General features: G+C 45.4%; 10 protein-coding genes. 1 reads left to right on the top strand and 9 read right to left on the bottom strand.

Annotation, left to right across the window (positions count from 1 at the left end; all coding sequences use genetic code 11):
- Positions 1 to 3 precede the first annotated feature (3 nt).
- Both CKW02_RS03820 and CKW02_RS03815 read right to left on the bottom strand, forming a co-directional pair.
- The gene (locus tag CKW02_RS03820; RefSeq protein ID WP_003214389.1) at positions 4 to 1,110 is read right to left on the bottom strand and encodes a nitric oxide synthase oxygenase; all 1,107 of its coding nucleotides are present in this window, start codon (positions 1,108 to 1,110) and stop codon (positions 4 to 6) included.
- A 104-nt stretch (positions 1,111 to 1,214) separates the two neighbouring features.
- Complete coding sequence (locus CKW02_RS03815; protein ID WP_003214496.1) at positions 1,215 to 1,772, bottom strand: PadR family transcriptional regulator; 558 nt, start codon at positions 1,770 to 1,772, stop codon at positions 1,215 to 1,217.
- Positions 1,773 to 1,884: 112 nt separating this feature from the next.
- Here CKW02_RS03815 and CKW02_RS03810 point away from each other — a divergent pair, with 112 nt between their 5' ends.
- On the top strand, positions 1,885 to 2,370 hold the full coding sequence (locus tag CKW02_RS03810; protein WP_003214297.1) for a phenolic acid decarboxylase: 486 nt from the start codon (positions 1,885 to 1,887) through the stop codon (positions 2,368 to 2,370).
- Positions 2,371 to 2,442: 72 nt separating this feature from the next.
- Here CKW02_RS03810 and CKW02_RS03805 read toward each other — a convergent pair whose 3' ends face one another.
- The 7 genes from CKW02_RS03805 to ribD all read right to left on the bottom strand — a co-directional run bounded on the left by CKW02_RS03805 (position 2,443) and on the right by ribD (position 12,984).
- The gene (locus CKW02_RS03805) at positions 2,443 to 4,074 is read right to left on the bottom strand and encodes a M14 family metallopeptidase (protein ID WP_003213930.1); all 1,632 of its coding nucleotides are present in this window, start codon (positions 4,072 to 4,074) and stop codon (positions 2,443 to 2,445) included.
- Positions 4,075 to 4,252: 178 nt separating this feature from the next.
- Complete coding sequence (locus CKW02_RS03800; protein ID WP_003214437.1) at positions 4,253 to 5,551, bottom strand: Mg(2+)/citrate complex secondary transporter CitM; 1,299 nt, start codon at positions 5,549 to 5,551, stop codon at positions 4,253 to 4,255.
- Between the two features lie 191 nt (positions 5,552 to 5,742).
- Entirely contained in the window at positions 5,743 to 6,564 is an 822-nt protein-coding gene (locus tag CKW02_RS03795; protein WP_231953219.1) for a tripartite tricarboxylate transporter substrate-binding protein, read from the bottom strand.
- Positions 6,565 to 6,725: 161 nt separating this feature from the next.
- Entirely contained in the window at positions 6,726 to 7,424 is a 699-nt protein-coding gene (locus CKW02_RS03790) for a response regulator (protein WP_034620234.1), read from the bottom strand.
- Positions 7,425 to 7,427: 3 nt separating this feature from the next.
- Positions 7,428 to 9,023, bottom strand: a complete 1,596-nt coding sequence (locus CKW02_RS03785; RefSeq protein ID WP_034620196.1) for a sensor histidine kinase — start codon at positions 9,021 to 9,023, stop codon at positions 7,428 to 7,430.
- Between the two features lie 142 nt (positions 9,024 to 9,165).
- On the bottom strand, positions 9,166 to 11,787 hold the full coding sequence (locus tag CKW02_RS03780; RefSeq protein ID WP_080550310.1) for an exosporium glycoprotein BclB-related protein: 2,622 nt from the start codon (positions 11,785 to 11,787) through the stop codon (positions 9,166 to 9,168).
- Positions 11,788 to 11,898: 111 nt separating this feature from the next.
- On the bottom strand, positions 11,899 to 12,984 hold the full coding sequence (gene ribD / locus CKW02_RS03775; RefSeq protein WP_003214330.1) for a bifunctional diaminohydroxyphosphoribosylaminopyrimidine deaminase/5-amino-6-(5-phosphoribosylamino)uracil reductase RibD: 1,086 nt from the start codon (positions 12,982 to 12,984) through the stop codon (positions 11,899 to 11,901).
- Positions 12,985 to 13,117 lie beyond the last annotated feature (133 nt).

Here is a 13,117-nt window from a genome sequence, read left to right as displayed (position 1 = left end):
TCGCTAGGCTTTTTCTGTTCCATGATAGGGCTTTTCCTGATAAAAATAATTCGGCTTCACAATGGTATTGTCGTAATGCTTGTGGAAGATGTGGGTAGCAGCTGGTGATACCGGTGGAATCAGCCAAGTCCAGTCCCCAGTCAGCTTACGGTCAGCCTTTTCTTCCTGCTTTTCGAACTGTTTGAATTGATGTGCTGCTGTATGGTGATCAACAATGGTCACCCCTGCTTCTCTGTAAGAATGAAGAACCGCCACATTCAACTCAACAATGGCTTTGTCCTTCCAAAGCGACGCATTCTTTGCCGTGTCCAGTTCTAAAATCGAAGCGACTTTTTTCAGCATATTATAGCGATTTTCATCGGCTAGATTACGTGCGCCAATTTCTGTGCCCATATACCAACCATTGAACGGCGCTGCATTGTAATGAATACCACCAATCTCCAATTTCATATCAGCAATAATCGGAACGGCGTACCATTTCAGTCCTAAATCACGAAATCCTTCATATTCAGGATGGGTAATCTCGACTTCTTGGACGATTTCTTTCGGAAGCTCATACAAAACTGGCGGTTGATCCTTTAGCTGAAACATGAGAGGCAGGATATCAAAATGCGTGCCTTCCCCTTTCCAGCCATGGGCTTCACACAACTTTGTTAATTCAAGAGAAGCCTCGTCGCCGATGATGCCGTACTCCGTCTCATAGCCTGCATAACGAACGAGCTGATGATTATAAATGACGACTTCCTTTTGCGCATGATTTTCTGGAGGAAAGATCGTAATGGATGGTTTGATTTTCCCATCATTGGTCGCATACTCAATATGATGAAAGAGTGCCTCTTTCACCTCTTCTTCTGTCTTCACATGACGGCAGTCGTGAACATGCAGGGTTGACCAAAATAAACGGCCAATGCAGCGGTTGCTGTTGCGCCACGCCATTTTCGCCCCATGCGCCAATTCCTCTTGTGTGTGAGTATACATCCCTTTAGAGTTAATTTCTTGTTTTATTTCATGCAGACGTGCTGCTTTCTCTTCATTTGACTTGCCCAATTCTTCATAGCATACAGAAATAAAAGCTTCTGCTTCATTCCACAACGCTTCTTGATTACTCAAACATACTCGCCTCACTTTAATACGAATATATCCATTGTAGCGGTTTCTATTTATAAATTCACTAGTTTCAAACCATTTTTTATCATATCATCCGACCATTGTCCTTAGAGCGAGGATGAATCAATCCGTTTAAGGGTTTGCTCGAGCCAGCGGACATAGCCTTTTTCTCTTTCAATTGCCCTTGTCAGCACTAAGTAATGCCCAAATTGCGCTGAATGAAGCGATTCAGCCCCAGGATCTTCCTCTGTTAACGCATGCAGCTTCTGCTTTAGCATGTCGACTTTCTTCGTGCGCTCTAGCAGTTGATGTGTAAACAGATCAGCTGCTTCTTTTTTGTCCATGGAGGAGATGAAAAATGTTTTGAGCATGAATTCATCCTTTGTTGTTTCTGGGATCGGGTCTTTTGTCCTTAACCACTGATGCAATGCTGCTTGCCCTGCCTCTGTGATTTGATAAACCTTCTTCTCCAGCTTCTTTCCTTGTATACGAACATCAAATTCAATAAACCCTTCTTCTGTGAGCCGTTTTAGCTCAGGGTAAATTTGGCTATGCTTCGCACTCCAAAACTGTCCAAGGGAATCCTTGAAATGTTTGGTGATATCGTATCCAGTCAGCTCACACTGATCTAGTAAACCAAGAATGGCATATTTCAAAACTCTCATGATGTGCCTCCAACGTTTATTCTTTGACAATAGTATACCACAGGCTTTAAAATAAACATGTAAATCACGACATGTTTGAAACAACATCATTCTAATGAAAGAAGGAATAAACATGGATCAATTCGTTGGAATTCATATGATTTATACGTATGAAAATGGCTGGGAATATGAGATTTACATTAAAAACGATCACACCATTGATTACCGCATTCATAGCGGAATGGTTGGAGGCCGCTGGGTTCGTGATCAAGAAGTGAATATTGTGAAGCTAACAAAAGGCGTTTACAAAGTTTCTTGGACAGAACCAACTGGGACAGACGTCTCTCTGAACTTTATGCCTGAAGAAAAACGCATGCATGGCGTCATCTTCTTCCCAAAATGGGTCCATGAACGTCCAGATATCACAGTTTGCTATCAAAATGACTACATCGATCTCATGAAAGAATCTCGTGAAAAGTACGAAACATATCCGAAATATGTTGTTCCAGAATTTGCGGACATTACGTATATCCATCATGCAGGTGTAAATGACGAAACCATTATCGCCGAAGCACCATATGAAGGCTTGACTGATGAAATAAGAGCAGGACGAAAATAAAAAAGCAGCACGCACTGTGCCGCTTCTAGATTGTAGACAAAGGGCTAAAATGATGTTGATTTTAGCCCTTTTTTATTTAATGCCCAACGTCCTTTTAGATAGCAAGAACCGGTATACTGGCAGTTCATCGCCTACTTTTGAAGCAATAAATCCAGAGGACATGTAGCTGTCTTTTGATTCTGGCTCAAGGGCAAGTGACAACAAATTCGTTTGCGGCTGCGCCGCGAAATATACCTTTGTCCCTTTTGGCAGCTGACGTTTCTTTTGGACGAGTTCTGTTTCAAGCTGAATATCTGTTTTGCTCTTTTCATCTCGTTTTGTTACTTGATAGGCTTGTACCGTTACTTTTACACTGGCAGGCAATGTGACACTTTTTAACCCTAAGGTTTGAAGCTTCCGTTCTACCCCTTCATGTCCAGGTAAAACAAGATAAGCTGTCGGTCGCTCTCTCGACATGACAGGAGTAGCATCGCTCGCACTGTGAAAGCGTACAGGGACATTGATGGTCTGTCCTTTTTCAATATCTACCATTTCAAGCGAATCATCCACCGGCGCTTTGAAATCATCTTGAATGACCACTTGATCGTCATCATTCGATTGGAGACCTTTTTTCACCAGCTTCAAACGCTCCGTCACCATATGCTGCTTCACCTGCTTTGCATGTTTCACCGTTGTTTCAATGATTTTTTCATGAGTGGTGACTTGTGCTGCGACGCGGCGGGTAAAGTCCTCTCTTCCAATTCCAATCCCTCTGCTTTCTACAAGAAAGGATAGCGCTGGGGAGAGCGCCAGAGCATTTCGACCAATTCGTGCATCCGTTCCACCTTCATAGAGATCGATCTTTCCATCCTTTCCTCTTGTGCTTGTATAATATAAATCATTTGAAAATCCTTGATTTGTTAGCGTTTCACGGACGCCGTTCACGTATAATTCATTTGACGTGAGCCGGATGCTTTCTGGAATATTCAAGTTCTTCCCTGATAAGATCAGTAAATCGTGATATTTGAGGGCACCCGCTGATCCGATATCATCAAACTGTTTTTGTCCTACATCGTATTCATGGGCATCAATGACTACTTCTGGTGTATACCGATTAAATTCTTGATGCAGGGCTGTGAGCTCTGGAGATTCTAATGTCATATGATCACGGTTTCCATCCATTCCGTTTGCAAGCCTGCGGTCAAACGCATAAGCACCATCAGGATTGATTCTCGGGACAATGATGATATTGACATGATTGAGTATACGCTCTCCTTCTTCACCAGCTAATCGTTTTGCGATGACGAGAGCCGATTCACCGGAGGCTGGTTCATTTCCGTGTATTTGTGCTTGAAGCCAGATCGTTGGCTTTTTTGAAAGTGGAGAAATATGACGATCCTTTGTAAAGTAGAGGGCTGGAATGGACCGTCCTTCAATGGATGTTCCAATCTGCTTCTGCGTAGCGTAAGGACTTTTGCGGACAATATCACGTAAGAATTGTTGAAGCTCTTCTTGTGTGGTGAAGGCTTCTCCTTTTTTCTGAAATGCGGGGGTATCGAACGTCTCGTCAGGCTCAGGGTATAGCTTCTTCACTGAGGCTGGCTGTTCAAAACTTTTTCCATAATAAGGGGTATCTGCATGAGCTGAAGCTGGGCTCACCATCGACAAACTTCCTGCTATGAGGCATACAGCAGCAAAAAGAATCGTGCCTTTTCGGTTGGACATGCTATCCTCTCCCTTCGTTGATTTGCATTATAAAGAAAAAAACAGTAAAAGTGTCAGTATTTTTCAAAAATATATCTTTTGGAGGAACAAGAGTGTTTTTGTATAGGGCAAATGAATTGAGCCTGCTCGGCAATATGACCTAAAAAAGTGCCTGCTCACGTAGCAGACACTCTTTTATTTACCAAATGGAAATGGCCCCAATGAGTACCGACATGACCGTCATGGCAACGACTGCAAGCACAGCCCATTTCATGCCAAACTTCTGATGCTGATCCAGTGATACCCCAACAAGTCCAACAAGTAAATGAGTGGATGGAACAAGTGGGCTTAACATATGAATCGGCTGGCCAATAATAGAGGCTCTCGCGATTTCAATTTTATCAACACCGTATGCTGCCGCTGTTTCTGATAGGATCGGCAGGACCCCATAAAAGTATGCATCATTCGGCATAAAGAACGTAAAGATTCCGCTCGTTAACGCCACAATGACTGGAATGAAGCCGCCAAGCTGCTCTGGAATGGCAGATACAATTGAAATTGCCATTTCATCGACCATTTTCGTCCCAGTTAAGATGCCTGTAAAAACACCTGCCGCAAATATCATCGAAGCAATAGCTAAGACGTTGGTTGAATGAGCCGCAATCCGCTCACGCTGCTGTTCAAGGTTCGGATAGTTCACGATAATCGCCACACAGAATGCAAGAACAAATAGGACCGTTAAGCTGACTTTTCCTGAGACAAGAAGGAGCACCAATAACAACGTAAGCGTCAGGTTAAACCACCAAAGTTTCGGCCGCTTGATGTCGTCCTGCAGTGCCGCTGCCATTTCATTTGCATGAATCGGCTGTTCGAGCTCAATGACACCAAGACGTTTTCTTTCAGACTTCCCAAGAAAGTATGCCACCACAATCATGCTCAAAACCCCTGCGCCAATGACTGGAATCATCGGGCCAAATAAAAGTGATGGATCAACGCCAAGTGCACTCGCCGCTCTAGGTGTGGCTCCTCCCCATGGAATCGTATTCATAATCCCCATGCCAACTCCGGCAATTCCCGCTAAAATAATCGGACGGATGCCAAGCAGCGTAAATAACGGAAGCATCGCTGTTGTTGTAATCATGTACGTTGTGGTTCCGTCACCATCAAGTGCAACAAGCATGGTCAGGACAGCTGTTCCGACGACAATTTTTAATGGATCGCCTTTGACGATTTTTAAAATTTTCGCCACCATCGGATCAAATAAACCCGCATCAATCATAATGCCAAAGTACAAAATCGCAAACATGATCATGACCGCCGTCGGTGCGACTTGCTGTACACCTTTGACAATCATGTCTGAAATTTCTGTAAAATGAAAACCTGCAATAAGAGCAAATGCAATCGGTGTTAATACCAATGCCGTTAAAACAGACATACGTTTCGTCATAATTAAAACCATAAATACAATCATCATAAGAAATCCTAAGATCGCTAACATTTCGTTCACCCCTTATGTTGTATACGCTTTCATTAAATGTTGGTATCCCATTTCCAACCCTTTCTGTCATGATATCTGACGCCTGAATTGAAGTAAATATTATGAATTTTAATTCTTTTTCGGTCGATAAATGCTTTTTGTTCATTTTGTTCAAACCTTGGTTTTGATGGATTCCATGAAAAAAAGCGGTCTCACTCGACCGCTTGTTCTCCTTGAATAAACTGCTCATATCGCCTTAATTGCTCTTCCATAAAGATCTTTGCCTCTTTGCTGTTCATATAACGACTTGTCCAGCCCTTTTGCTTTAATTGTTTTTTCCAGGACTTAGTCTGTGTCATTTTTTGAAGAAGCTGATCCCATTCACGAATCTCGTGCTGATTCATTTGCTTGGGTCCCATGACACCACGCCAATGAGAAAAGATGAGCGGGATGCCTTGCTCTTTCCAAGTAGGCACATCTTCAAATCCCTCTAAACGCTGATTGGTTGTGGTCGCTATGAGTTTTAGCCTCTTCTTTTCATAATCATGACGAACCTCTGTAATCGTTGTTGTTGCTGCATCCACCTCATGGTCAATGAGCGCCTGAAATAAATCATCTGCACTGTCAAACTTCAAAAATTGAATGCGGTATGGATCAATTCCTGCCATTTCTGCCGCTCGTGCGAATGAGATTTGATCATCATTTCCGAAGTCCGGGGCAAATCCAATTTTTAAGGAATCCGGTTTCTTCTTTAGTGTGTTTAATAGCTCCTTCCCATTTGAAAAGGGAGAATCCACTGGGACTGCGACGACCTGCCACTCTTCTGCAAGAATCGCAAGTGGCGTGACATCATTCATTGTCATGTTACTGCTGCCAAGCAAATTACGGCTTAACAATAAACTTGAATTCAAACTAATATAGTTGGTATCTCGCTCCAGCATATATGTCCATCCTTTATCCACCGTTCCGCCTCTTTGATAAAGGATATTCACCGGCCGCTTCACCAGCTTTTCCTTCTCGAGCACTGATTTCATCACTTGAGCTGTTTGGTCAAATCCGCCGTCAGGGACACCAGACACCACGATATATAATGGGCTGTGCTGCAGGAAAGAGTCACCTCCCTTTTTTCATTAAAGGTGAGCGTCATACAAAGACATATTATGATCACGACAAGGCATATTGCTTTTTTCATCTTTTAAGACTCCGCTTGCTTTTTGGCAGGATAATATTTTCGCTCTGGTCTGCCAATGATTCCGTACGCAAGCTCTGCCCGGCATTCTCCTGTTGTCACGAGATACTCAACATACCGTCTCGCTGTTGTACGTGATGCCCCCATCTTTTCTCCTAGTTCTTCTGCTGTAATTCCACTATTCTCTGATGCCATCAATGTTTTCACCTTGTCCAAAGTCAGCGAATTGATGCCTGTAGGCAGGTCTCTGTCATCCTGTTCCTTTGGCTCTTCCTGCATCTGTCCAAAAAACAAATCAATCATCGTTTGATTGACTTCATCCTTGGAATTGATGATGTCTTTCTTCTCTTTATATTCAGTTAAAACTTGCGCAAACTTTTGTGCGGTCACTGGTTTGATTAAATAATGAACCACTCCGTATTGAAGGGCATCTCTTAAAAGTGTCGTTTCCGTTGCCGCTGTGATAATAATCACATCTATTTCTGGATAGCGTTCTCTTAAAAGCGGCAACAGGTTTGTGCCGAGCTCATCGGGCATATACACATCAAGCAAGATGAGGTCGACTTGTTCCTTTTGAAGCGCCTCCCACATATCCTTTGCACTCTTTGCCTTTCCGGCGACTTGAAATCCCTCTATTTGTTGTATATAAGATGCATGAATGGCTGCGATTCGAAAATCATCCTCCGCAATGAGTACCTTCATCACCATTTATTCCCCCTTTGTGCCTTTCGGTATGTATGCAGTGAAGATGGCACCGCCTTCTTTTTGGTTCGTTATTTCAATCCAGCCCCCAAGTTCGTCCAATACTTCTTTGACATTGGCGAGTCCATAGCCTCGTCCTTCTCCCTTTGATGAATGTCCTCTTGTGAAAAGTTGTGAAATGGCTCCTTCATTGACACCATCCCCTGAATCAGACACCTCTATGATAATATCAAATCCAATATCTGTGATGAACAAGCTTACTTCTCTTTTCTCCTTATTCAATACAGCCTCAAACGCATTGTCTACGAGATTGCCGATGATGGTAATAAAGTGAGATAGACTTAAATGTGCTGGTAGCGGCTCCAATGAACTATTTTCATCGATGTGGAAATGTACCTTCTTCTCAGAGGCTTTCCCTAGCTTGCCAAGTAGGATGGCTTGTATTTTAGGAGATCGTATTTGCTTCATCAGTAAATCGTGCTGACGGTTTTGCAGCGTATATTCTTCCTTTATTAAGTCAATGGCTTCATCCACTTGCTTCAGCTCAAGCAAACCTAAAATGGCGTACAGCTTATTTGAAAATTCGTGTGTTTGCGCTCTCAGGTCTTCTGAATATTGGCTGACCTCTGTTAATGTATCCAGCAGCTTCGTCAGCTCTGTTTTCTCCCTGAAGCTCACAATCCCTCCAAAGACATGGTTGTCCTGCACCACTTTTTTCACATTTAAGACATAGGTTTTATCATTGACAACGGTTTCTATGTTCGGTTCAATTGTCTCTTCCTTTAAATAGACAAGGAGATTGGCTTTTGGCAAGACTTGATCAATATGAAGCCGCAGCTCGGATGAAACGCGCAGCATGTGTTCAGCAGATGTATTCATCATCGTAATCGCGCCTTTGCGGTCAAATGCAATAATCCCTTCTTTTATCGCAAGCAGCATCGCTTCTCTTTCTCGAAATAATGAAGCAATTTCATGCGGTTCAAGACCTAATGTATCTTTACGAATACTTCTTGTTAAAAAGATCGCTCCGAATATACCAGGCAAGAGCACAAGAAGAGCAATATAGCTAAGCTTGAATAGTTGATGGGCTGTCGCTTGATCGATTTCCTTTTTTAAAAATTCGACGGTGACTGTGCCAATAATTTCTTCATGCTTGCCTGTTTCTTTCATAATCGGGGCACTGCCTCTGACAACGGTTTCACCATTAGAATCACCCGATGATATGGAGGTTCCCCCAAAAAGCAGGGTACTTCTTCCTCTAAATACACTGATGGTTTTTCCTACATTCTCATGGTTCGTATGAAAAAGGATCTTCCCTTTTTGATTGGTAATGAAGATGGCATGTGCTCTAACTTGATCCTTCATTTGCTCAAGTACTACCTGTTCTTCATTTTTCGATGCAGATGTGGCCACCGATGTTTTAATGGGCGGCATATATGAGATTGTTCTAGCGGTTTGCACCGCCAGCTGTTCTGCTTGCCGCTGCCTTTCTGAGGTCTGCAAAAAACCAAAACAAATGGTCAATAACGTAATGACAACAAGCAAAAGCCCGATTATTAATCCCAAAATTTTCGTTTGTAAAGTGACTTTCCTTTTGCCCATCCTCACCGCCACAACCCCTAATCCAACTAAATTCATCAACTAGACTCTAAGAAAATCATATCATTTTTTCTCACTAAGGTAAGAGAAAATTCATTCAAAACAAAAAAGGACGACTCATGATTGAGTCATCCCATTGTGTTCATTACGTGATTGATAAACCAGCACTCGCATAGCCTGCTACGGTATTCAATAACGATAGACCTGTAGCTGTTGCAGAGAAGACAACGAGCAGTCTTGTTTGTGGTGTGACTGGTACATTCAGACCAGTCGCAATACCGTTTGCAATAGCACCCAGTGTTAAAACTCCGGTTAAAGCTGGGGCTAATGTGACACTCGCTACTTGTGTGAAACTGTTATTTGGTGTCGGTGAAGCGAATAGACTAGCCGTTACGGTAATACTCGTGCCGATCAAAGAAAGAGCTGCTGTTGTACTGAAATAGCCGGCAAATGACGTGATCGTTCCAGCTCTCGGAACTGAGAACGCCATGTTCAGTAAGGTGCCTGCAGCGCCTGTTAAATCAATGATTCCGCCTACAATACTGACACCTGTTGCTGAGTTGCCAAATCCGACTAAGCTAGATGTTCCAACAAGTCCGCCTGCAATTGTTGTCAAGATAACAGGATCTCCAGACGCAAATGGAATAATAGCACTTGATCCGGTGACGCCTGTTGCACCCGTGGCGCCAGTCACTCCGGTTGCTCCTGTTAACCCTGTTGCTCCCGTAGCGCCAGTCGCTCCGGTTGCTCCTGTTAACCCTGTCGCTCCCGTAATACCTGTTTCTCCGGTGACGCCGGTGGCTCCGGTCGCTCCTGTTACACCTGTATCCCCAGTTACGCCGGTTGCTCCTGTAATGCCGGTTGCACCGGTCACTCCTGTTACACCTGTATCCCCAGTTACGCCGGTTGCTCCTGTAATGCCGGTTGCACCGGTCACTCCTGTTACACCTGTATCCCCAGTTACGCCGGTTGCTCCTGTGGCGCCAGTCACTCCGGTTGCTCCTGTATTCCCAGTTACGCCTGTTGCTCCTGTGGCGCCAGTCACTCCGGTTGCTCCTGTTAACCCTGTCGCTCCTGTAATACCTGTTTCTCCGGTGACGCCGGTTGCTCCCGTAATGCCGGTTGCACCGGTTGCTCCTGTTACACCTGTATCCCCAGTTACGCCGGTTGCTCCCGTAATGCCGGTTGCACCGGTCACTCCTGTTGCACCTGTATCCCCAGTTACGCCGGTTGCTCCCGTAATGCCGGTTGCACCGGTTGCTCCTGTTACACCTGTATCCCCAGTTACGCCGGTTGCTCCCGTAATGCCGGTTGCACCGGTCACTCCTGTTGCACCTGTATCCCCAGTTACGCCGGTTGCTCCCGTAATGCCGGTTGCACCGGTCACTCCTGTTGCACCTGTATCCCCAGTTACGCCTGTTGCTCCTGTAATGCCGGTTGCACCGGTCACTCCTGTTACACCTGTATCCCCAGTTACGCCTGTTGCTCCTGTGGCGCCAGTCTCTCCGGTGGCTCCTGTTAACCCTGTCGCTCCCGTAATACCGGTGACTCCGGTCGCTCCTGTTACACCTGTATCCCCAGTTACGCCTGTTGCTCCTGTGGCGCCAGTCTCTCCGGTGGCTCCTGTTAACCCTGTCGCTCCCGTAATACCTGTTTCTCCGGTGACGCCGGTGGCTCCCGTAGCGCCAGTCGCTCCGGTTGTTCCTGTTAACCCTGTCGCTCCCGTAATACCTGTTTCTCCGGTGACGCCGGTTGCACCGGTCGCTCCTGTTACACCTGTATCCCCAGTTACGCCTGTTGCTCCCGTAATGCCGGTTGCACCAGTTGCTCCTGTGGCGCCAGTCTCTCCGGTTGCTCCTATTAACCCTGTCGCTCCCGTAATGCCGGTGGCTCCGGTTGGACCAATTTCTCCTGTCGCTCCTGTGACGCCGGTCGCTCCGGTGGCTCCTGTTGCACCCGTGCCGGTGGCGCCGGTTGGGCCAATTTCTCCTGTCGCTCCTGTGGCGCCGGTTGCTCCGGTTGCCCCTGTTGCTCCTGTTGCACCCGTGCCGGTGACTCCGGTTGGACCAATTTCTCCTGTCGCTCCTGTGACGCCGGTTGCTCCGGTTGCTCCTGTGGCACCTGTTACTCCTGTACCGGTGGCTCCGGTTGGACCAATTTCTCCTGTCGCTCCTGTGACGCCGGTCGCTCCGGTTGCTCCTGTGGCACCTGTTACTCCTGTACCGGTGGCTCCGGTTGGACCAATTTCTCCTGTCGCTCCTGTGACGCCGGTTGCTCCCGTGGCGCCGGTTGCACCTGTCCCGGTAGCACCCGTCTCACCAGTCGCGCCTGCAGCAGCTAAAAGCGTATAATCTGGCGACGTATCCGGCGTACCTGTTGGCGGTGCTGTATTGACCACATACGTACTGCCATCATACGTCACCACTTGACCTACTGGATACGTCGGCGCTACCGCTGGATCAAATGCTACGATGCCCGTTAACCCTACACCTGTTGGCCCGATTGGACCTGCTGGACCCGCTGGACCCACTGCACCTGCCGGACCTGCTGGGCCTCTTCTTCCTCTTCCTCCTGGCGGACCTTGAATGACACACACACATGGATCTTTCCCGCAGCAAGGATTTTTCACTGGTTTTCCTGACTTTCCTTTCTTACAACTATCACATTCCCAGCCATCATCCTTATACGCATCATACCAGCTTCCTTTTTGGTAGTGGTCTGTCGAATGAGTTGGATATGTCTTTCCGCATTGTCTACATCTTCTCATAGAATCACCCCCATCCATCGTATTCATCGTTCCTTGGAAAGGTGTATGTACATTTTTATTTTTATGAGAAATATTGAAAAGACCTTGCACTCGAAGCACAAGGCCTTATATTTATTGAAATTTCATTGTCATTTTGATATCTTTTCCTACCATACTATATTCAACATCTGCTGGACGGATCGCCTCTTTTAGTTTTTTCACCCCAGCTCCTTCAAAAAAAGTAGGTGCCTGTTTTCCACCGATTAATAAAGGTGCCATATAAATGACGGCTTCATTGACAAGTGATGCTTCTAAAAAGGAAGCACTCACATTCCCTCCTGCTTCAACAAGAACTGACATAACAGAACGTTCCTTCAGCATTCTTAACACGTCATGAATATCTGTCCGCTGCTCTCCGCTTGTGACATAGACGTGATGCCCTTTTTCTATGAGTTGTTCATACTTTTTCTGATCATACATGTGCGAGGTACAAATAATGGTTTCCGCTCTACGATCTGTTAAACATTTCGCATGAAGCGGAATCCTTAATGTAGAATCTAAAATGACGCGAATCGGCTGAGACGCTATTGAATCTTTCACAATAAGACCTGCATCATCTTGAATAATCGTTTCGACACCTGTTATCACAGCATCTGCTTCTTGGCGCAATTGCTGCACTTCTTGCCTCGCTTCTGTTCCTGTGATCCATTTGCTTTCAAGTTGAGCTGTGGCAATTTTCCCATCTAATGAAATGGCTGATTTTAAGATGACGTAGGGAAGGTCTGATTGAATGAAATGGAAAAAAGGCACATTTAAGCGATCCGCCTCCTGTTTACATATTCCTTCATCTACTTCGATCCCTGCTTGTTTCAACACGGTAATCCCTTTCCCTGCTACAAGCGGATTCGGATCTTGCGTCGCAATGACTACTCGTTTCACACCACTTTTGATAATCGCTTCTGTGCAAGGACCCGTTTTCCCATGATGCGAACAAGGTTCGAGCGTTACATACAGATGAGCTCCTTCTGCCTTTTCTCCTGCCATGTGCAGTGCATGAATTTCAGCATGAGGTTCGCCCGCCTTCATGTGAGCACCCATTCCAACAATTTCACCTTGCTGCACAATGACTGCACCGACAAGCGGGTTTGGGGAGGTTTGCCCTTTCATTGCCTTTGCGTTGGCAATCGCCAGTTTCATATAAAACACATCGTCTTTCATGTAAGTCTCCTTTCTTCTCTTTCAAGGGAAAGAACTCCTTCAGGAAATGAAGGAGTTCTATTCTCATATTTTTTCCATCCGTTTCTTTTCAGAACGATCATAGTAAGGCAAGGAATAAAAAAGTTTATATGAT

It is taken from the genome of Bacillus pumilus (assembly GCF_900186955.1).
In the GTDB taxonomy this organism is placed as follows: Bacteria; Bacillota; Bacilli; order Bacillales; family Bacillaceae; genus Bacillus; species Bacillus pumilus.
The sequence above is the reverse complement of the archived record's forward strand: the minus strand, read 5'-3'. Positions and strand labels throughout refer to the sequence as shown.